Here is a 23,540-nt window from a genome sequence, read left to right as displayed (position 1 = left end):
TTTGATTATCTTCACTTTATATAAATTTATGTCTATGGATTGGTTTGTACACACACTCAAAGATTACCCGGAATTGGCTGTTTTCCTTACATTGTCGATTGGCTATTTTATAGGAAAATTTAAAATCGGAACTTTCTCGCTCGGAACCGTCACAAGTGTACTGCTTGTTGGAGTTTTGGTCGGACAATGGGATATTGTTATTTCTCCCAATGTAAAATCGGTTTTTTTCTTAATGTTTTTATTTGCTGTTGGTTACAGCGTTGGTCCACAATTTTTTGGCGGATTAAAAAAAGATGGTCTTCCACAAATGCTGTTCGCTGCTATTGTATGTGTATTATGTCTGATATGCCCTTACTTTATTGGTAAACTAATGGGATATGATATGGGATTGACTGCCGGAATGCTCGCAGGATCTCAAACCATTTCAGCCGTAATTGGTGTCGCCTCAGATACCATAAATCAGCTAAATATTCCCGCAGATCAGAAAGCCGCTTTAATCAATAAAATTCCGGTAGCCTATGCCGTGACTTATATTTTTGGAACAGCAGGGTCGGCTTGGTTGTTAGCTTCTATTGGTCCAAAATTACTGGGAGGAAATTTGGTTGAAAAAGCCAAAGAACTCGAAATTCAGCTTGGAGGAGATTCTATTGGTGACGATCCGAGTCTTGCTTCTGCTTACGACAGAGTAATTTACAATGCCTATCAAATTTCGGCACAATCTACTGCATGCAATAAAACAGTAGCAGAGATCGAGGAACAGCTTAAAAATAAAGGACGTTATTTATTTATACAACGCGTTCGTAAAGGAAAAGAAATCATAGACGTAACCCAAGATACCCTTGTTGAAGAAAATGATGTTGTTGCCTTGGGTGGACGCCGTGAGTTTATGATGAATTACGTAGCAGTAAACGAGAAAGAAGTTCTGGATGTAGAACTACTAAATTTTCCAGTGGAAGTTTTAAGCGTCATGATCGTTAAAAAAGAGGTTGTAAACAAAACTTTAGCAGAATTAAGAGGCGAAAAATTTATGCACGGAGTTGTAGTTCGTACCTTAAAACGTTCGGGAATTGATATGCCGATTTTACCTAATACAGCACTAAATAAAGGTGATATGGTAGAAATTGTCGGAACTAAAAAAGAAGTTGATTTTGCCGCTGCACATATTGGTTATCCGGACAGAGCAACCAACAGTACCGATATGGCTTTTGTAGGTTTAGGAATTGTTTTGGGAGGATTGGTTGGTGCGCTTACCATACACGTAAGCGGAGTTCCGTTGAGTTTAAGTACAAGCGGAGGAGCCTTGATTTCCGGACTTGTTTTTGGCTGGCTTAGAGGGCAACATCCTACTTTTGGACGAATTCCGGAACCTGCCTTATGGGTCATGAACAATGTAGGCTTAAATATATTTATTGCCGTAGTAGGTATTACCGCAGGACCAAGTTTTATTGTTGGATTTCAGGAAGCGGGCTGGGGACTTTTTATTGCCGGAGCTGTCGCTACAACAATACCAATGATACTGGCACTTTTTCTGGGCAGGTACGTTTTTAAATTTCATCCGATAATTACATTAGGTTGTGCAGCAGGAGCACGTACAACTACCGCAGCTTTAGGAGCATTGCAAGATGCTGTTAAAAGTAAAACTCCGGCGTTGGGTTACACTGTTACCTATGCCGTGGGGAACACTTTACTAATAATCTGGGGAGTGATTATTATTCTTATAATGAGTTAATGCTATTATTTCTATAAATCTTTAAAAATCTATATTATGGCAATTGATATTTCTAAAATTAAAACATCTCGAGAAGTCGAAAAAACACTGGAGACTCTTAGCCCGTTTGAAATCAAAAACGAATTAATTCATCTGGCAGAAGAAAGTGCTTTGAAATCAACAGCAATTACGCTTAACGCGGGAAGAGGAAATCCAAACTGGATTGCAACAGTACCAAGAGAAGCCTTCTTTTTATTCGGACAATTTGCATTGGATGAATGTCGAAATGTCTTTGAAGAACAAGGAATAATGGCAGGAATTGTTCAGGACAAAAGTGGCGTTGCAGAACGTTTTAAAGCTTTTTTAAGCACACATAAAGAGGCACCCGGAGCTTCACTCTTAGAGAAAACATACCATTACGGTGTAGACAAACACGCTTTTGATGGCGATGCCTGGCTTCGCGAATGGATAGAAGCGGTAATAGGATTTAATTATCCTGTTCCGGATCGTATGTTAAGTCATATGGAAATTATTGTACACGATTATCTCACTCAGGAAATGTGCGGCATTGGTAATGATAAAGGCAAGTACGACATTTTTGCCGTAGAAGGAGGTACCGCAGCCATGTGTTATATTTTTGATTCCTTCATGCAAAATCACCTTACAGAACGCGGAGACAAAATTGCTTTGCTTACGCCAACCTTTACACCTTATATCGAAATTCCAGAATTAGACCGTTATAAGTTTGATGTCGTATACGTGGAAGCAAGCGGAACAGGTGAAAACGGATTCCATACCTGGCAATATCCAAACTCCGAATTAGATAAATTAAAAGATCCGGCGATAAAAGTGGCTTTTATTGTAAATCCAAGTAATCCGCCATCTTCTGCAATGAGCACAGAAACGCTGAATTATATTGCTGATATTGTAAAAAATCACAATCCGGAATTAATGATTATTACAGATGATGTCTACGGAACGTTTATTAATAACTTCAGATCATTAATGGCAGTTATTCCGCAAAATACCATTACTGTATATTCTTTCTCCAAATATTTTGGCTGTACAGGATGGCGCTTAGGAACTATAGCAGTACATCAGGATAATATATTCGACAAAAAAATTGCCAATCTAAGTGCTGCGCATAAAAAAGAACTGCACGAACGTTATTCCTCTTTGAGTCTGGAACCTGAAAAAATCAAATTTATTGACAGATTAGTAGCCGATAGCCGTCAGGTAGCTTTAAATCATACCGCCGGATTATCTTTGCCACAACAATTTCAGATGATGTTGTTTTCTGCGTTCTGTTTATTAGATACACAAGACGTTTACAAATCACTGACACAATCGATTATTAAAAAACGTTTAGCATTATTATGGGAAGGATTGGAAACACCTATTCTTGAAGACCCGTTGCGCGCAGGATATTATTCAGAAATTGATGTTATGGTAGCCGCAAAACATTTTCACGGAGAAGATTTTGCAAAATGGCTTGAGACTCATTTTGAGCCTGTAGATATATTATTTCGTCTTGCTGAAAAAACAGCTATCGTACTTTTGAACGGTGGAGGTTTTGCCGGGCCAGAATGGAGTATACGAGTTTCATTAGCCAATCTTCCAACAGAGAGTTATTTAATACTCGGAAAAAATGTTCGTAAAGTTCTATTGGAATACGTTACAAGCTGGCAAAACGGATTAGAAAAATAAAAACTAAAATAAAATAATTGAATTATGAAAATATTAATTACACTAGTTTTATCGATAGCATTAAGCACGGGTATTTATGCACAAAAATTGCCTAGAATCAAAGTATTGGCAACCGGAGGAACAATTGCCGGAAAAGGAGCTTCGGCAGATCGCTCTGCTTATAAGTCAGGAGAATTACCAATTAAGGATTTAATTGATGCTGTTCCCGGAATCGAAAAAGTGGCAGATATCTCAGGAGAGCAAATCTCCAATGTTGGAAGTCAGGATATGAGCATTGATATTTGGATTAAATTGAATAAAAGAATCAATGAAATCTACAAAAACAATGAAGCAGATGGTATTGTGATCACACACGGTACAGATACTCAGGAAGAAACTGCCTATTTTTTGTCGTTAACCGTTCGTTATGATAAACCAGTAGTTATTACAGGATCTATGCGTCCTGCAACTGCACTTAGCGCCGATGGACCAAAAAACCTGCTCGATGCCGTAACTTTGGCATCTTCTAAACAAGCGGCAAACAGAGGTGTTTTATTGATATTCAATGAATATATTTTTACAGGCCGTGATGCAGTAAAAACAAATACAACACATTTAAATGCTTTTAGTGCGCCAAACAACGGTCCAATTGGTCAGATTTATGATGGAAAAGTAGAGTTATATACCAAAGAAATCAGAAAAGCAAACAAAAATACCCCTTTTGATATTACAGGTTTGACTTCATTACCGGAAGTAGCAGTAGTAGAACTATATGCAGATGCACCTGCAACAGCAATCAAAGCCAACGTAGCGGCTGGTGTAAAAGGGATTATTACAGGAGGTTTAGGAAACGGAAATCTTAATAAAATAAACTCAGATGCAGTCGTAGATGCAATCAAAAAAGGTGTTGTGGTTGCCAGAGCTTCAAGAGTTCCATCAGGAAGAGTAACGCTTCTGGATGAAACCGATGATCAGAAATTAGGAACAATAGTAGCAGACGATTTGATTCCGCAGAAAGCCAGAATTTTATTAATGCTTGGGTTAACGCAAACCAGTGACAGTAAAAAACTGCAGGAATATTTTTTCGAATATTAATTAATAAAATAGGGAAGAAATGTCTCAATGGTTGAAACCATTCGCATGTTCATATTGCGAGGATTCAATAGCAGATTCTAAAACGTGAGATATAGTTTTTCAACATAGCCCATAGTTTCAACTATGGGGACGCTAGGAGGACGCAATCATAAGAATATTTCATAAGAACATTTTACGAGAATGTTCAGAAATTAAAGATCTATTTTCAAAATTAAAATGTGCAAAGCCTCAGGGATATTTGCACATTTTTTTTATCTATAATTTTGGAATTTTCCAGTAATTACAGAAATATTAAACCGGCAAATTCTTCTCAAAAGCAGCCCCGAAAGAAAAGAAAGAATCCGTACTTCCGACCCCTTCAATCTGATGAACCTGCTCGTATAAAATTTTGCGAAGCTCTTCATTATTCTGTGCTACAATTTTAATAAACAAAGCATATTTTCCCGAAACCCAGTGACATTCGATTACTTCCGGAATTTCTTTTAGTTTTTCGGCAATCGAATAGGAATATCGCGCTTCTTTAGTCACGATTCCGGTATAAGTAATCGTTTCAAAGCCAAGTTCTTTGGCTTGTAATTTTACAGAAAAACCGGTTATAACTCCCGCTTCCTGTAATTTCTTAACTCTTAAGTGCACTAACGAATTGGATATGTTTAATTCCTTAGCCAGATCAGAAAATGGAATTCTCGCATTCTCACTCAGTTTCTGGATGATTTCTCTATCTAAATAGTCAGTATTTTCATTCTTCTTACCGTACGCCATCGTTGTAGTTGGTTTATATATTCTATTATTTTGACAATTCTTTTGTTAAAACTCCATTTCAAAGTGTCAAAAATACAAAATATATCTTAAGATATGTCTAATTGTAAATAATCGTACTTGTATACTGTTATAATAACAGTTTAATATATAGATTTGTGTCATAATCACACTATTTTATATAACCAAGATGAATAAAGATCAATTACTTACAAAACTATGGGAGCAATATGCTGATATTACCCCATCTGCAAAAAAAATACATGAATTGCTAGAAAACAGAGGCGAGGAAATTTTCAATGATCATATTGCCATTCGTACTTTCAATGATAAGCGTGTTAATATTGAAGTTTTAGAAAAACCTTTCCTTGAAGTTGGATATGAAGCAAGAGGGGAATATAATTTTGAAAGTAAAAAATTATATGCTAAACACTACGAGCATACTACAGATAAAGATGCTCCAAGGATTTTTATTTCAGAATTAGAATTAGAAAAATGTTCTGCAGAATTACAGGAAACAGTACAAAATATACTAGACAATTGCAATCAGAAGGTTTTTAATGATCCGGAATTGGTTTTAAGCGGATCAGTTTGGAATGGAAATTCTCAGGCAATCTACAAAACTTTATTAGAAGAGTCTGAATATGCGGCTTGGATGTATGTGTACGGTTTCAGAGCCAATCACTTTACAATCAATACTAATGCTTTAAAAGAGTTTAAAACTTTAGAAGAATTAAACAATTTCTTAGAAGAAAGCGGATGGAAACTGAATGCATCAGGAGGAAAAATTAAAGGAACACCAGAGCAATTACTGGAGCAATCAAGCACATTGGCCGATTTGTATCTGGTAAATTTTGAAGAAGGAGCGGTAGAAATTCCGTCTTGTTATTATGAGTTTGCACTTCGTTACCCAATGGCGAACGGAGAATTGTATCAGGGATTTGTCGCTTCATCAGCAGATAAAATCTTCGAAAGTACAGACGTTAAGTTGCAGGAAACTAAATAATAAAAATTTTTGGACGCAATTAATTTTAACACATAGAAACATAGTTTTTTTTGCTTTGAGAAAGGCAATAAAAAAGAAACACATTTCTTAACACATAGCTATGTGCATTAATGCTAAGTGAAACGCCTTTTGTTCGCGATACATATCTATGTCTCTATGTGTTTAATAAAATTTTGCAAAATTACAACCAACCCATTAATAAAGTCGGAATGACAGAAACAGGATTACAATTTGGAATAAAAGAAGTTTTTGACCAATTAGGCATAAAAGAGATTAACAACGGAACTTCAACAGGAGTAAATCATTTTTCAAACGGAGAAATCCTGGAAAGTTATTCTCCGGTAGACGGACAATTAATCGGAAAAATTAAAACATCAACTGCGGCAGATTACGAAAAAGTAATGGAATCGGCGACCGCAGCTTTCAAAGAATTCAGATTGATGCCTGCACCTCAGCGTGGAGAAATCGTACGTCAGTTTGGAGAAAAATTACGTAAAAATAAAGAAGCCTTAGGAAAACTGGTTTCGTATGAAATGGGTAAATCTTTGCAGGAAGGTTACGGAGAGGTTCAGGAAATGATCGATATCTGTGACTTTGCAGTAGGACTTTCACGTCAGTTACACGGATTAACGATGCATTCGGAACGTCCAGGACACAGAATGTACGAGCAATATCATGCTTTAGGAGTTGTCGGGATTATTTCGGCATTTAATTTTCCGGTAGCAGTTTGGGCTTGGAATACAGCCTTAGCGTGGATTTGCGGAGACGTTTGCGTTTGGAAACCTTCTGAAAAAACACCATTGTGCGCTGTAGCCTGTCAAAACATTATTGCTGAGGTTATCAAGGAAAATAACCTTCCAGAAGGTATTTCCTGCTTAATCAATGGCGATTATAAAATAGGAGAATTACTAACGAAAGATACCCGTGTACCTTTAATTTCGGCTACAGGTTCAACCCGTATGGGTAAAATCGTTGCGCAGGTAGTTGCAGGACGTTTAGGAAAATCATTATTAGAATTAGGAGGAAACAACGCTATTATTGTTACTCCGGATGCCGATATTAAGATGACCGTTATCGGTGCCGTTTTTGGAGCCGTAGGAACAGCAGGACAAAGATGTACCTCAACACGTCGTTTAATCATTCACGAAAATATTTATGACAAAGTAAAAGATGCTATTGTTTCGGCTTACCAGCAATTACGCATCGGGAATCCATTAGACGAGAAAAACCATGTAGGTCCGTTAATTGACAAACATGCCGTTGAAATGTACCAACAAGCTTTAGAAAAAGTAGTAGCAGAAGGTGGAAAACTTCTTGTAGAAGGCGGAACACTTTCTGGTGAAGGTTACGAAAGTGGCTGTTATGTAAAACCTGCGATCGCTGAAGCAGATAATTCATTTCAAATTGTACAACACGAAACTTTTGCCCCAGTATTGTACTTACTTAAATACTCGGGAACCGTTGCAGATGCCATCGCAATCCAAAACGGTGTTGCACAAGGTTTATCTTCTGCAATTATGACCAATAATCTAAGAGAAGCCGAATTATTCTTATCGGTTTCAGGATCAGATTGTGGTATTGCCAATGTCAATATCGGAACATCTGGTGCCGAAATTGGTGGCGCTTTTGGTGGAGAAAAAGAAACCGGAGGCGGAAGAGAATCAGGATCTGACGCCTGGAAAGTGTACATGAGAAGACAAACGAATACCATCAATTATACCACTAGTTTGCCTTTAGCACAAGGAATAAAATTTGACTTATAAGCCGGATCAGAACTAAAGCTTAGTATAAAAGTCATCCCAAGGAGAATACCGCATTTTGTCCGGTAATGTATTGTACACATTACCAGGCAAAATGCACCCGCATGAAATTATAATACCTAAAAAACTAAAAAAAAATTATTAACAAAAACCAGGACCAAAATGAAAAAAAAACTAAGTAGGAAGCTTAATTTTATTCCTTTACTGTTATGTCTGTGGCTGCCAAGTCTGACTTTCGCGCAAGCACAAAAGACCATTTCAGGGAAAGTTACAGATGATAAAAATAATACGTTGCCAGGCGTGAGTATTTCTATCAAAGATTCTAAGTACAATGCCGCAACGGATATCGACGGAAATTACACTTTAGTATATTCCTCAACTTTAGTAAATCCGGTAATCGTTTTCTCTTATATGGGATTTATAGGAAAAAGCGAAGAAGTAAATAACCGTGCAGAATTGAATGTGATGCTGCAGGAAGAAACCAATAAATTAAATGAAGTTGTTATTATTGGTTATGGATCTCAAAAGAAAAGTAACGTTACCGGAGCTATTTCTACCGTTAAAAAAGAAAGCCTCGAAACCCGTGCGACAACAAGTCCGGCAGAAGCACTTCAGGGTTTAGTTGCCGGGGTTAACGTGCAAAAAAGCGGTGGAGTTGCAGGAGCTGCGGTGAGCGTAAAAATTCGTGGAGTTAATACTTTTGGAGCAACAGAACCACTTTATATTATTGACGGATTTCAGGGATCTATTAATACCATAAACCCAACGAATATAGAATCTATGGAGGTTCTTAAAGATGGTGCTGCAGCTGCAATTTACGGATCTGTTGCTGCGAATGGTGTAATCATCGTAACGACTAAAAATGGACAGAAAGAAGGTGTAAAAGTTGATTTTAGTTCTTTTTTAAGCATTACAAATCCATCAAAAACATTAGACTTATTAGATGCAGATGGTTATCGTACCGTAAACAAAAGAATGTACGATGAGTACAATAAATATGCAACTTCACCAAAAGCACTTCCGGCTTATATTACAGAACCGTCTGATGTAAATACGGATTGGCAGGACGAAGTTTTCCGTTCCGGATTTACACAAAACTACGGTTTAGGAATTCAGGGAAGACAAGGCGATTTTAAATTTGCATTATACGGAAATTACGTAAAACAAAAAGGTATCGTAATTGATAATGAATTTGGTCAGCAAACAGGAAGCGCAAGAGTTAGTTTCAAAAAATCAATTTTTGATATTGACGGAAAAATGGCTTATGTAGGAACTCAGAACGCATTACCAAATTTTCAGTTGAAAGAAGTATATACAATGGCTCCGCTAGTTCCGGTTTACGACGAAAATGAACAATACGGTTACGGACTGACAAATAAAAATGGTTTACCGGCAGGAACAAATCCGGTTGCCGAAGAACACTTTAAAAAGAGTAATGACGTAGGACAGGACATTACGGCAAATATTGCAGCAACAGCAAACATTGCTCCGTGGTTAAAATACAAACTGGCTTATTCTTATCGTGTAAAAAACACGCAGCAAACAGCTCATTTTCCAGACTACATTGCAAATCCAAAAGAGGTACATCTTTACCCAATGCAAACGGAATTAAGAACAACCTGGAGCGAGCAAATTTTAGACAATATCATTACAATTGATAAAACTTTCGGGAAACATGTTTTTGGTTTAATGCTGGGGAATACGTTCAACAGTCAGGCATCAAACTGGAATGAAGTTAGTGTTGAAGGAAAAACAACAGATTATTCTGTAGAAGACGGACAACTGGTTTCTATTGATCGTCCATCAGGATTTCTTGATCCCGGATTTGAAACCATCGGTGCCGGAAGAGGAGGAACTTATACCGCAGATGGTTCAAAATACCAATACAACAGAGTCTCTTTTTTCAGCAGGTTAAACTACTCTTACAACGACCGTTATTTATTGCAAGTAACCGTTAGAAAAGATGGTTCTTCTAAATTTGGAGAAGACAGCCGTTGGGGAACATTCCCGTCTGTTGCTTTAGGATGGAAAATCGAACAGGAAGATTTTTTTCCAAAAGATATGATTCTTTCTACTTTAAAATTACGTGCAAGCTGGGGACAATTGGGTAACGAAGCTGCTTTAGGATATTACTCTGCAAATACATTAATCAGAGTTGGAAATGATTTAAAAAGTGGTTATGTGCAAGGTGTAGGGGGGAACCCATGGCCGGGAAGTATTGCAACAGCATTAGAAAACAGAAATCTGCAATGGGAAACTACAGATTCTAAAAATATTGGTATTGATTATACTTTGTTAAAAGGAAAAATCAGCGGTTCTATGAACTACTACCACAATGTAACGGATAATTTACTGATTACAAAAAAACTGGCTCCATCTGCGGGAATCGACGATCCGATTCTTAACGTAGGTAAAATCAGCAACAGCGGTTTTGAGTTTGAAGTAAACTACCGCGATCAGGTTAAAGATTTTAAATACAATGCAGGATTAAACCTGACTACACTTAAAAATAAAGTAGTAGAACTGGCAAATGAAGGACAAACAATTTATGGGGAAGGATTAAAATACGGAGACGAACATTTCCCAACCCAAGCACGTGTAGGAAGCCCAATTAGTGGATTTTATTTATACAAAACAGATGGTATTTTCCAATCTGCAGAAGAAGTAGCCGCTCATAATAAAAATGGTGTTTTATTACAACCAAACGCTCAGCCGGGAGATATTCGTTTTAAAGATTTAAACGGAGACGGTGTTATTGACGAAAGTGATAAAGCGTATTCGGGAACAGGATTACCAAAACTGGAAGTAAACTTAAGTTTAGGCGCAAGCTACAAAGGATTTGATTTTTCTGCTTTGATAGGAAGCGGATGGGGTAATAAATTATACAACGGAAACCGTTATTTCTACGAATCTATGAATTCAGGAACCAACATGCTGTCTTCAACATTAAACTCATGGACACCAGAGAATCATAGTAATATGCCACGCGCCGTATTGCAGGATCCTAACGGAAACAGCCGTGAATCAGATCGTTTTCTTGAAAGTGGAGATTTTATCAGAATGCGCCAATTGCAATTGGGATATACTATTCCGAGCAAAATGTTAGGGAAAGCAAAAATCGACAAACTTAGATTTTATATAAGTGCCGAAAACTTGTTTACCATCACCAATTATTCAGGTATTGACCCTGAATTCTCACGTAACTCAGTAATTGATACAGGTGTAGACCGTTTTGTTTATCCATTTACAAGATCATTTGTATCTGGTGTTCAGTATATATTTTAATTCTATTAAATAAGACATTATCATGAAAAAGATATTTTTACTATTATCCACCATAGGTTTATTCACTTTAGCAAGTTGTGATGACTATCTGGATCAACAATCCCCAGATCAGCTTACGTCAGATAATTTCTGGAGAAATAAAGCTGACGCTGAATCTGCTTTGGCTGCGACCTATTCCCAATTAGAATGCGCTACAGACAGATGGTCTTTCGCCGAAATAAAATGGCCGGTTGAAGCCTATCGCGAAGACATTAACGAATTAGGAAGTGATGCATTAAACTACCAAAACTGGGTAGAACTTTCGACTTTTACGTATACAAACGGAAACAGTCAGTTTACCAGTTATTGGAAAATTAATTACAGAGGAATTAGTAATGCCAATCAGGTTATTGATAAATTACCTCAAGTTCCAACAACAAAAATAAGCGACGAAGACCGTAAACAAATCGAAGCCGAAGCCCGATTTTTACGTGCTTATTATCATATGAAACTGATTTTAAACTGGGATCAGATTTATATCAGAAATAAATACATTACAAAAGAAAGTGATTTAAGCATTCCACTATCAACACGTGCAGAAGCATGGGATTTTATTACAAGCGAATTAAAAGCTGTAGCGGCGGTATTGCCTGCAAAACAATCTTCAGATAAAACAGGACGCGCAACAAGCGGTGCGGCCAACAGTTATTTAGGATTTGCTTATTTGACCAGATCGTATGAAGAAACCGCTCAAAAACAAACTTTCCTGAATGAAGCACTTACCGCATTTGGCAAAGTACAAGGATATGAGTTGGTGAAAAATTACGTTTCTATGTTTGACGGAACAACTAAAAATACCAAAGAATCAATCTTTGAACTTCAATTTTCTGAAACTACAGCAAACGGTGCTTTCTACCGTAATGCACTTCACTATTGGATGGCTGCTGCTGAACTTGGCGGATGGGATGAGATTATTCCGAGTGCAATGTTGGTAAACGAATTCAAAAAAGAAGGAAAAATTGCCACTACAGGAAACTACGATTCCCGTATTTACAGTACACTTTTCTTCAAAGATCCGTATTTTAACGATCCTGATAATCCTTTGGTATTAGGAACAACTTACGATGAAAAGTTTGGAGATACAGACAAACCGGTATACCGTAAATTTATTCCAAATACACAGGAAAAAATGAATCAGGAATTTACAGCGATCAACGTTCCTTTAATGCGTTATTCAAACGTATTGTTGATGCAGGCCGAAGTATTAAACGAACTAGGGCGTCCGGCAGAAGCAATTCCGTATATCAACAAAGTTCGTGAAAGAGCAGATATGCCTGCAATGACCGGAACAACAGGAGCAGAGGTAAAAGCACAAATCGAGCACGAAAGAATTTTAGAATTCCCTCTTGAAAATTACCGTTTTTACGATTTACGTCGTTGGGGAAAAACAAAAGATGCACTTGATGCCGTTGGACGTACTGGTTTTGATGCAGCAAAAAACAATTTTTACCCAATTCCATTAACAGAACTGCAAACGAATTAGTCCTCTGTGACACAAAGAATTAAAAGTTTTTTCGCCACGAATTTCACGAATCAACACTAATTAAGCTGATTATTTTTAAAATAATTCGTGCTAATTTGTGGAATTCGTGGCAAACTTTTTTCTGAATACAGTTAACACAAAGAATTCAATTAAAGTTTTTTTTTGCCACGATTCAAGCGATAGCGAACTGACGAAGCAATTTCAAGAATCGATACTAAGTAATTAAGCTGATTATTTTAAAATAATTTAAGCTAATTTGTGGAATTCGTAGCGAACTTTTTTCTGAATACAGTTAACACAAAGAATTCAATTAAAGTTTTTTTGCCACGACCTGAGTGATAGCGTACAGGCGAAGCAATTTCACGAATCAACACTAATTAATTAAGTTGATTATTTTTAAAATAATTTGTGCTAATTTGTGGAATTCGTGGCAAACTTTTTTCTGAGAACAGGTAACACAAAGAAACATTTAGTATATTATTGCTATACAACAACACAACACAAAAACGATACAACATGAGCAAAAAGAAAATACTTTTTATTCTTGCATCCCTTTTTATAATACAATCAGGTTGGTCACAAAAAAGCTATCCTAATTTAGAATCTGCCAAAAACAGTATCAATTACAAAGGAAATCCAACCAATGCAACCGACAGAAAACCGTTGGCATTCTCAGATAAAGGCGCATGGTTTGCCTTTGGATTTTTAGAAACTACAGAAATTCAGGCAGGATTTTCTGGACCTTTTTTAATGACAGAACAAAACGGAGTCTGGTTAAGTTCTTCGTTTGTTTCGCTTGAACTAAAAGACGAAAACAAGCAGGAAGCCATCAACTGGAAAACTTCATTAGTTACCCAAAACAGCTACAACAGCCATTTGGAACAACAGTTTAAGAATGAAAAAGTAGAAGTAAAACAACAATTGGTGTTTTTATCCGGTCATACAGCTTTACAAAAAACAAGCATTACCAATAAAACAGCAAAGGCTATCACCCTTTTTCCGTCTTATAATGCCACACTTTTTTTAGATGATTTACAATTATCAAAAGAGAATAATACTTTAAAAATTACCTCTTCAAAAAGTACAGCTACTGGATATATTCAGTTTTTAAAATCAAATGCGGAAATTGAAGTCAGTAAACAAAGCTATAAAGCGCAAACAGAAAAACTGGTTTTAAAACCAAATGAAACCAAAGAAATTATAGTTTCTCAAACCTTCATTTTTTCACAGTATTCATGGAAAACGGAAAATGAAACGATACAAAAAACAGTTTTTAATACACTGTTAAACAACACACAAAAAGAAAAAGAAAATCTGTTAGCACAATTAATTGCCAAAAAGAAAAGCATTTACAAAGATGCGGTTTATTCTGATTTGGTAGCAAAACTGGTTTTAACATTACAAAACAATACCAGAATTGCTGCAGAAGGATTAAAACACGGAGGCCTTTTTCCAAGTTACAATTACGAGTGGTTTCATGGTTTTTGGGCTTGGGACAGCTGGAAACACGCTGTTGCCGTTGCCAATTACGATCAGGAATTAGCCAAAAATCAAATGCGTGCTTTATTTGATTATCAGGAACCAAATGGTTTTATTCCCGATTGTATTTACAGAAACAATCTTCTTGAAGAAAATAATTACCGCAATACAAAAGCACCGCTTGCTGCATGGGCAATCTGGAAAATTTACGAGAAATCGAAAGACGTTAATTTTATAAAAGAGTTTTATCCGAAGTTGAAATTATATCACAACTGGTGGTATAAAGAACGCGATCACGATCAGGATGGTTTATGCGAATTTGGCTCAACAGATGGAACTGTGATTGCTGCAAAATGGGAAAGCGGAATGGATAATGCTGTTCGTTTTGATGACAGTAAAATCCTGAAAAACGGAGAAAAAGCCTATTCATTAGATCAGGAAAGCGTTGATTTAAATTCGTTTTTATTTGCCGAGAAAAACTATTTAAGTAAAATGGCAGCAGTTTTAAAACTGACAGAAGAAGCTAAAAAATGGAAAGAAGAAAGTGAGGCCTTGAAAGTTAAAATCCAGAATCAGTTTTGGGATGCTGCAACAGGTTGGTTTTACGACACCACAATTGACGGAAAAACACAGATAAAAGCAATGGGATGCGAAGGATATTTGCCAATTTGGGCAGAAGTAGCCACTCCTGAACAAGCTAAAGCAGCAAAAGTAAATATGCTGGATACGGCAAGTTTAAACACTTTTGTTCCGTTGCCAACACTAGCGGCAAATCATCCTAAATTTAAACCGGATAATGGTTATTGGAGAGGGCCGGTTTGGTTAGATCAAAGTTATTTCGGAATAAACGGATTAGAAAAATACGGTTACACAAAAGAAGCAAACGAACTGGCCCACAAATTAATTTACAATGCCGAAGGGGTTCTGGATAAAGGTACATCCATTAGAGAAAACTATCAGCCCATTACTGGAAAAGGATTAGAAGCTTTTAATTTTAGCTGGTCTGCTTCGCATTATTTAATGTTGCTTTTGGAAGATAAAAAGTAAAATCAGCTAAATCTGCGAGAGAATATTTTTAACACATAGAAACAGAGATTTATTTTGCACATAAATAAGGCGTTTCACTTTGCATTAATTAACATAGCTATGTGTTAGAAACTAGTTTCTTTCAAATCACTTTTTTTAAAGAATAAAGCAAATCTATGATTCTATGTGTTTAAATTTAGTTTTATAAATTAGATGCAGAAAGAGTTAACACCAACTATTTAAATTGATTAACACAACAACTACAAAAGTATGTTCAACCACAATATATCTTTCACAAAATTAGTAATGGCAGGACTGCTGATTGCAAATTGCAATTCGGCACCAGTTTTTGCTCAGACTAAAAAAAATACCGTTTCAGAAAATAAAGATCCGCAGCGTTTTTTCTCAAAACCGGATTTAATGCAAATCGGCGTTTATTATTATCCGGAACAATGGCCAAGGGAACAATGGGAACGAGATTTAAAAAACATTAAAAAACTAGGATTTGAGTTTACCCATTTCGCAGAATTTGCCTGGACTTTCATGGAACCTGAAGAAGGGAAATATGATTTTAAATGGCTGGATGATGCATTGGCTATAGCCGAAAAACAAGGCTTAAAAGTAATTCTTTGTACACCAACGCCAACACCTCCGGCTTGGATGGGCGAAAAATATCCTGAGATTTATCTGATGGATGCAAGCGGTCGCCGCAGAGAACACGGTAACAGAGCCAATCAGTCCGTTTCGAATGAAAAATACAGAGAATTTGTAGAAAAGATCGTTACCGAACTTGGAAAAAGGTACGGAAAGAATAAAAATATCATGGGCTGGCAGGTCGATAACGAACCTGGTGCACCGGATGATTTTAGTCCATCGGCACAAAAAGGATTTCAGAAATGGTTAAAAACCAAATACGGAACCATCGAAAAATTAAATGCAGAATGGCTGGGTAGTTTCTGGAGCATTTGCTACAATAACTTTGAGCAAATTGCAATTCCGAATGCTGAGATATATTTTGAAGACAAATTAAGTCCGCACGCGATATTAGATTTTAAAAGATTTACAGCAGATTCACAAGCAGAATATCTGAATTTACAAGCGGAGACACTTCGTAAATACATCGATCCAAAACAATGGGTTACAACCAATTACACCAACGTGGTTTATGGAGCAGACCCAAGAAGAACCGACAAAATGGATTTTGCAACTTATACGATGTATCCCGTAAGCGGAAGAAATCAGTTAGGAGGTCAGAATTTCAGAATGGGGCATCCAAATAAAATTTCAGAAGCCAATGACTATTACAGATCCATAAATGGTGTTACCGGAGTGATGGAAATGCAGCCGGGACAAGTAAATTGGGCAAGTATAAATCCGCAATTACTTCCGGGAACTGTTCACATGTGGATTTCCCAAGCTTTTGGCGGAGGCTGTTCTTTCACTTGTACCTACCGTTACAGGCACCCGCTTGGAAGCAGCGAAATGTATCACGATGGAATTGTTGGAACCGATGGTGTAACTTTAAGTCCAGGAGGAAAAGAGTTTGTGCAATCTATCGAGGATATGAAATTGCTTCGTAAAGAATACAATCCAAAAGCAGTAATTCCGCAGGAACTGGCAAAAAGAAAAACAGGATTTTTATGGAGTCATGAAAATTTATGGGATTTAGAAAATCAAAAACAAACTGAATTCTGGAATACCTGGAGACATAGAAATACGTATACTTCGGCTGTAAAATCGACTGGAGCACCAATGGATTTTATTACAGAAGACAGTGATTTTTCTGCTTATCCGGTTATTGTTGCTCCGGCTTATCAGTTAATCGATCAAAAACTGGTAGACAAATGGACAAAATATGTTGAAAATGGCGGAAATTTAATCCTTTCCTGCCGTACAGGTCAAAAGGATAAAAACGGACATTTTTTTGAAGCCAACTGGAGTGCGCCAATCGTACCGTTAATTGGAGCCGATGTAGACTTTTTTGATATGTTGGTTGAAGATGTAAACGGAACTGTAAATGCAGGAAGTAATTCTTATAAATGGAATGCGTGGGCAGATGTTTTGAATCCGAAAGCGGGAACAGAAGTTTTAGCGACTTATGCAGATCAGTTTTATAAAGGAAAAGCAGCAGCAATTACGAGAAAATTAGGAAAAGGAACAGTTACGTATATTGGCGCAGAAAGTAAAGATGGAAATCTGGAAAGACAAATTGTACGATCTGTTTACGAGAAAGCAAAAATTGCCATCGAAGATTTACCAAAAGGAGTTTATGTAGAGTGGAGAGACGGTTTTTATGTGGGCGTAAACTACACCAATGAACCGATAAACCTGCCAATTCCTGCGGGAAGTAAAATTCTGGTTGGACAAAATCCTTTAGAACCGGCGCAGTCAATTATTTGGAAATAAATTAATAACATTCCTGCAAGGTTTTCAAAACCTTGTAGGTATTAGTTATGAGAACGAAAAGATCGTAGAATCTTAATATACCTACAAGGTCAGAAAAAGACCTTGCAGGATAACAGAAACATACAAAAACAATTTTAACAGAATAACAATGACTTTTTCAGAAGCAATTATTCAGGACTTAGTAAAAGAACATTACGGATTAATCGTAACCGTAAAAGCATTAAATGGATATGATGAATTGAATTTTCTTTTATCAAATGAGAAAAATGAAAAATACATTCTAAAAGTATCCAATGAAAGCCATCCGTTTCCATTTTTAGAAGCGCAGGTAGCCATCATCAGACATCTTACCAAAAGCAGTATTTCAAATTGTTTTCAGCATTTTAGCATAAATAAATACGGAGAAGAACTAACTAAAATAGTACGAGATTCTCAAACTTATTACATAAGAATTCTGAACTTTTTGGAAGGCACTTTCTGGGTGGATGAAAAGAATAAAACCACAGAATTACACCATAATTTAGGTTCTTTTTTAGGAAATATGGATCATGCTTTGGCTAATTTTTCGCATCCGGCAATGCATCGTAATTATACTTGGGATATTAGCCACGCGAGCGAAGCCGGAGACCATTTAAAACACATTCTAAATCACGAGAAAAGACGTATTGCAGGTTATTTTTTACTTCAGTTTGATACCGAAGTTGTACCACAAATTCATCGCTTAAGACACGCCTATATTCATAACGATGCCAATGATTACAATGTATTGGTTCAGGGAAATAAGGTAAGTGGTTTAATTGATTTTGGCGATATGGTGTATACTGCTCTTATCAATAATCTTGCGATTGCCTGCACGTATGCAATGCTTGACGAAAAAGATCCGTTGGCAGTTGCAGCTTCAATTGTTGCCGGATATCATAAATCGTATACACTTACAGAACAAGAACTAGATTTATTATATTACTTAATTGCTGGAAGACTTTGTATCAGCGTAACACAATCTGCTTACAATGCCTCATTAGACAGTAATAATGAACATCATTTTATTACCGAAAAACCTGCCTGGGATTTGTTGTACAAACTCATTCAGATTAACCCAATCAAAGCGCAGGATGCCTTCAGAAAAGCCTGTGGTTTTAGCGGATTAATCAATGATAATGATTATTCAGATTTGCTTGAAATTCGAAAAAAGAAGATTGGACGAAACTTAAGTATCGGGTATAATGACAAATTAAAAATCGTAAAAGGAGCTTTGCAATATTTATATGATGACAAAGGAAGAACCTTTATTGATTGTGTAAATAACCCGTCGCATGTTGGTCATTGTCACCCGGTTGTAGTTAGAAAAATGCAAAAGCAAATAGCAACATTAAATACCAATACCAGATATTTAAACGATGCTATTACTGAATATGCTGAAAAGCTTACGGCAACATTACCAGAAAAATTAAGCGTTTGTTATTTTGTAAATTCAGGAAGCGAAGCCAATGATTTGGCTATTAGAATGAGTCGTCATTTTACCAGACAAAAAGATATTATTGTACTCGATCATGCCTATCACGGAACTTCGACTGTAGCGATGGAAATGAGTCCATATAAATTTGACAGCAAAGGTGGTTCAGGACAAATGCCCTGGATTCATAAAGCAATTAATCCTGATTTATATCGCGGACCTTATAAATATGGGGAACCAAATGCAGGAGAAAAATATGCTGCCGATGTACAACGAATAATTGAAGACTTAAAAAAAGAAGATAAAGCTCCGGCCGTATTTATCTGCGAGACCCTTTTGGGAGTTGGAGGTCAGATTCCGTTACCGGATAACTATTTAAAAACAGCTTACGACTTTGTTCGTGCAGCCGGAGGTGTTTGCATTGCAGATGAAGTTCAGGTTGGTTTCGGTAGAATTGGTGATCATTTCTGGGGATTTGAATTGCAAAATGTAGTTCCGGATATAGTGGTTTTAGGAAAACCAATTGGTAATGGTCATCCGTTGGCAGCAGTAATTGTTACAGAAGAAATTGCAGATGCTTTCAATAACGGACTGGAATATTTTAACACCTTTGGAGGTAATCCCGTTTCCATGACTACAGGATTGGCTGTTTTAGAGGTTATTCAGAACGAAGAAATGCAACAACACGCCTTAGAAACAGGAAATCATTTAATGGAGGGATTAAAAGGTTTAATGGCAAAATATCCAATCATCAGTGATGTTCGCGGACACGGATTATTCATTGGAGCAGAAATGGTAAAAGACAGAACAACGATGGAGCCTGCCGTTCCGGAAATAGATATTGTAGTCGAAAAACTAAAAGCGAATGGCTATTTACTAAGTACAGATGGACCATTGCATAATGTTTTAAAAATAAAGCCACCAATGCCGTTCAATAAGCAAAATGCCGATGAAATGGTGAGACTATTAGATATCGCTTTAAGCGAATTGTAGCAAAAGAAATCTTGCAAAGACGTAAAGTTTTGTCATTTCGACCGAAGGGAGACTCGAGCGATAGCGAATAGACGCAGTAAATCACACTCGGAATTCGACAAAGATTGGCGACTTTGATTGCGGAGTTTCTCGCGAAGATTTCTCCCTTCGGTCGAAATGACAATATCGTGTTTAAGCTTTGTGCCTTTGTACCTTTGCACCTTTGTGCCAAAATTTATATAATAAAATATAAAAATGAATGATAAAACTATCCTTTCCGGGAGTTTGATTAACCTAGAAGGTTTAGAAAAACAATTAGAAGGCAAACTATTTTACAATCACACCATGCGTTTGCTTTACGCAACAGACGCAAGTGCATATAAAGAAATGCCTTTGGCAGTAGCGATTCCGAAAACCAAAGAAGACATTCAGAAAATCATTGCTTTTGCCAGGGAAAATAACAGTAGTGTTATTCCTCGTGCAGCCGGAACCTCGTTAGCGGGACAGGTTGTTGGAAACGGAATTATAGTCGATATTTCGCAGGAATTCACTAAAATTATTTCTGTAAATCAGGAAGAAAAATCAGCTTGGGTAGAACCCGGAGTAATTCGTGATGAACTGAATCTTCATTTAAAATCGTATCAACTTTTTTTTGGTCCCGAAACCTCAACCAGTAATCGTTGTATGATTGGTGGAATGGTTGGAAATAATGCATGTGGTGCTAGGTCAGTTGTTTATGGTTCTACACGTGAACATTTACTTGAAATAAAAGGTTTTCTTGCCGATGGTAATGAAGTCACTTTTGGCTCTTTAACAAATGCCGAATTTGAAGATAAATGCAACGGAATTAATGTAGTAAGTTCATTAGAACAGTCTATTTATCTTAAGGCGAAAGAACTATTATCATCCCAAACAAACAGAGCTTTATTTGAGGCTAATTTTCCTAAAAAATCAATTCCGAGAAGAAATACAGGTTATGCTTTGGATTTGCTTGCAGACAGTAAACCTTTTACAGATTCAGCGGAAAAATTCAATTTCTGTAAATTAATTGCAGGATCTGAGGGAACTCTGTTTTTTTCGACTGCAATAAAACTGAATTTAGTCGATGCATTAAAACCTTACGCAGCTTTGGTCTGTATTCATTTTGAAAGCATAAATGAATCCCTAAAAGCCAATATCGAAGCCTTAAAATTTAATCCCGATAGTGTCGAATTAATCGATCATTATATTCTGGAATGTACTAAGGAAAACAGAGAACAAAGCAAAAATCGTTTTTTTGTAAAAGGAGATCCCCAGGCAATTCTGGCTGTTGAATTTTTAAGAGATTCGCAAGAAGAAGTCGATGCTGTTGCAAAAGAAATGGAAGCGTTGATGCGCTCTAAAAATCTAGGTTATCATTTTCCTGTTGTTTATGGAGAAGATACTAACAAAGTCTGGGCATTAAGAAAAGCGGGATTAGGCTTATTGTCTAATATTCCGGGAGATGCTAAAGCCGTTGCCGTAATCGAAGATACAGCCGTAGATGTTAATGATTTGCCTGAGTTTATTGAAGATTTTAATGCCATTTTAAAAGAACGAAATTTAAACTGCGTGCATTATGCGCATGCGGCAACGGGAGAATTACACCTTCGTCCGATAATCGATTTAAAAACAAAAGAAGGTACCGCGCTCTTTAAAACCATTGCAACCGATATTGCGCATTTAGTCAAGAAGTACAAAGGTTCTTTAAGCGGAGAACATGGTGACGGAAGATTGCGCGGGGAATTTATTCCGTTGATGCTTGGTGATGAGATTTATCAATTATTTATTGAAGTAAAAAAAACGTGGGATCCGTGGGGTGTTTTTAATCCGGGTAAAATTGTGAATACGCCGCCTATGGATACCAGTTTGCGTTATACAGCCGGACAGGAAACACCAATGCCGGAAACCTATTTTGATTTCTCTGAACATAACGGAATTGTGCGTGCCGCCGAAATGTGTAACGGTTCCGGAGATTGTCGTAAAACTGAAAAAAGCGGTGGTACCATGTGTCCAAGTTATATGGCAACGCGCGACGAGAAACATACAACACGTGCGAGAGCAAATATGCTGAGAGAAACCATTACAACCTCAACAAAAGCAAATAAATTTGATGATGAAAATCTTCTCGATGTACTGGATTTATGTCTGAGTTGTAAAGGATGTAAATCAGAATGTCCGTCGAATGTGGATATGGCGAAATTAAAAGCCGAAACTTTGCAGCAATATCATGATAAAAATGGAGTTAAATTTCGTTCCAGATTAATTGGAAATACTCCAAAAATAAACCAATTGTTTGCAGCAATTCCGTGGGTTTATAACTTATCTGCGAAAGGTGTTTTAGGAAATGCAATCAAAAAAGCAACCGGATTTGCCACAGAAAGAAAACTGCCTTTAATGCATAAAATCACTTTTGCCAAATGGATGAAAAATTACCATCAGGAAGGAGATTTTGTCAATGGCACTGTATTCTTATACAATGATGAGTTTTTGAACTATCACGACGTTGAAATTGGGCAAACAGCCGTTAAACTATTGAATTGTTTAGGTTACAGTGTTGAAATTCCTAAAATCGGAATCAGTGGCAGAACGTATCTTTCTAAAGGAATGTTGAAAGAAGCACGAGAAATTGCAGAAAGAAACATTCAGGATTTCGAAAAAACAATTCCAAAAGAAGGTATCTTAATCGGAATAGAACCTTCGGCAATACTAACTTTTCGGGACGAATATCCTGATTTGTGCCGTGGGGATTTAAAGGAAAAAGCAAAAGCATTCGCCTCCAAAACCTTTTTAATTGAGGAGTTTTTAGCAAACGAACTCGATGCAGGCCGAATAACTTCAGTAAGTTTTACGGATAAAACAGAGCGTGTGCGTATGCACGGACATTGTTTTCAAAAAAGTTTGTCATCGCTCGTTCCCCTCAAGAAAATACTTTTACTGCCAAAGAACTACACCGTACTAAATATTCCGAGTGGTTGTTGTGGTATGGCAGGTTCATTTGGTTATGAAAAAGAGCATTATGATATTTCAATGAAAATAGGGGAGTTGGTCTTGTTTCCAACGATCCGTTCCGAAGAAAACGCTACCTTAATTTCTGCTTCCGGAACAAGCTGCAGACATCAGATTGCAGATGGAACAGGTAGAAAAGCGCAGCATCCGGTTGAGATACTTTTTGAGGCTTTGAGATAGTTAATTGCAGTATATATTTTAAGATTATTATTTAACTCGTTGAGTGTAATTATTTTCAACACATAGAAACATAGATTATTTTACATATCACTAAAAAGATTTTAAAGAGAAACTAGTTTCTAACACATAGCTATGTTTGTTAATGCAAGTGAAACGACTTTCTATAGACAAAAAGG

12 protein-coding genes are annotated in these 23,540 nt (G+C 36.8%); 11 read left to right on the top strand and 1 reads right to left on the bottom strand.

From position 1 onward, the window contains the following. The first annotated feature begins 34 nt into the window (after positions 1–34). From aspT to KHA98_RS08700, 3 genes are read left to right on the top strand one after another with little or no spacing between them, the layout of a single operon-like run. The gene (aspT, locus tag KHA98_RS08710; RefSeq protein WP_213257260.1) at positions 35–1,729 is read left to right on the top strand and encodes an aspartate-alanine antiporter; all 1,695 of its coding nucleotides are present in this window, start codon (positions 35–37) and stop codon (positions 1,727–1,729) included. A gap of 36 nt (positions 1,730–1,765) precedes the next feature. Then, entirely contained in the window at positions 1,766–3,415 is a 1,650-nt protein-coding gene (aspD, locus tag KHA98_RS08705; protein ID WP_213257258.1) for an aspartate 4-decarboxylase, read from the top strand. Between the two features lie 24 nt (positions 3,416–3,439). Then, positions 3,440–4,489: a type II asparaginase gene (locus KHA98_RS08700; RefSeq protein WP_213257256.1), complete on the top strand. Its 1,050-nt coding sequence runs from the start codon at positions 3,440–3,442 to the stop codon at positions 4,487–4,489. Positions 4,490–4,780: 291 nt separating this feature from the next. Here the strand turns inward: KHA98_RS08700 and KHA98_RS08695 are convergent, their stop codons facing one another. Beyond that, a complete protein-coding gene (locus KHA98_RS08695; RefSeq protein WP_213257255.1) occupies positions 4,781–5,251 on the bottom strand; it encodes an Lrp/AsnC family transcriptional regulator in 471 nt (156 codons plus the stop codon). Between the two features lie 187 nt (positions 5,252–5,438). Between KHA98_RS08695 and KHA98_RS08690 the strand changes: the two genes are divergently transcribed. The 8 genes from KHA98_RS08690 (at position 5,439) to KHA98_RS08655 (ending at position 23,364) form a co-directional block, all read left to right on the top strand. Beyond that, positions 5,439–6,254 carry a DUF1338 domain-containing protein gene (locus KHA98_RS08690; protein ID WP_213257253.1) on the top strand — a complete coding sequence of 272 codons (816 nt, stop codon included), beginning with the start codon at positions 5,439–5,441 and terminating at the stop codon, positions 6,252–6,254. Positions 6,255–6,463: 209 nt separating this feature from the next. After that, positions 6,464–8,017: an L-piperidine-6-carboxylate dehydrogenase gene (amaB, locus tag KHA98_RS08685; protein ID WP_213257251.1), complete on the top strand. Its 1,554-nt coding sequence runs from the start codon at positions 6,464–6,466 to the stop codon at positions 8,015–8,017. 159 nt (positions 8,018–8,176) lie between these two features. Beyond that, entirely contained in the window at positions 8,177–11,299 is a 3,123-nt protein-coding gene (locus tag KHA98_RS08680) for a SusC/RagA family TonB-linked outer membrane protein (protein WP_246522236.1), read from the top strand. Positions 11,300–11,321: 22 nt separating this feature from the next. Then, complete coding sequence (locus KHA98_RS08675; RefSeq protein WP_213257249.1) at positions 11,322–12,821, top strand: RagB/SusD family nutrient uptake outer membrane protein; 1,500 nt, start codon at positions 11,322–11,324, stop codon at positions 12,819–12,821. Between the two features lie 516 nt (positions 12,822–13,337). Then, a complete protein-coding gene (locus tag KHA98_RS08670) occupies positions 13,338–15,347 on the top strand; it encodes an MGH1-like glycoside hydrolase domain-containing protein (protein WP_213257247.1) in 2,010 nt (669 codons plus the stop codon). A gap of 249 nt (positions 15,348–15,596) precedes the next feature. Then, positions 15,597–17,732, top strand: a complete 2,136-nt coding sequence (locus tag KHA98_RS08665) for a beta-galactosidase (RefSeq protein ID WP_213257245.1) — start codon at positions 15,597–15,599, stop codon at positions 17,730–17,732. Positions 17,733–17,880: 148 nt separating this feature from the next. After that, complete coding sequence (locus tag KHA98_RS08660; protein ID WP_213257243.1) at positions 17,881–20,178, top strand: aminotransferase class III-fold pyridoxal phosphate-dependent enzyme; 2,298 nt, start codon at positions 17,881–17,883, stop codon at positions 20,176–20,178. 234 nt (positions 20,179–20,412) lie between these two features. After that, on the top strand, positions 20,413–23,364 hold the full coding sequence (locus tag KHA98_RS08655) for an FAD-binding and (Fe-S)-binding domain-containing protein (RefSeq protein WP_213257241.1): 2,952 nt from the start codon (positions 20,413–20,415) through the stop codon (positions 23,362–23,364). The last annotated feature ends 176 nt before the right edge of the window (positions 23,365–23,540 follow it).

The sequence above is a fragment of the Flavobacterium branchiicola genome (genome assembly GCF_018383905.1).
Taxonomy (GTDB): domain Bacteria; phylum Bacteroidota; class Bacteroidia; order Flavobacteriales; family Flavobacteriaceae; genus Flavobacterium; species Flavobacterium branchiicola.
Note: the sequence above shows the minus strand (reverse complement) of the source record. Positions and strands in the feature narration are given on the sequence as shown.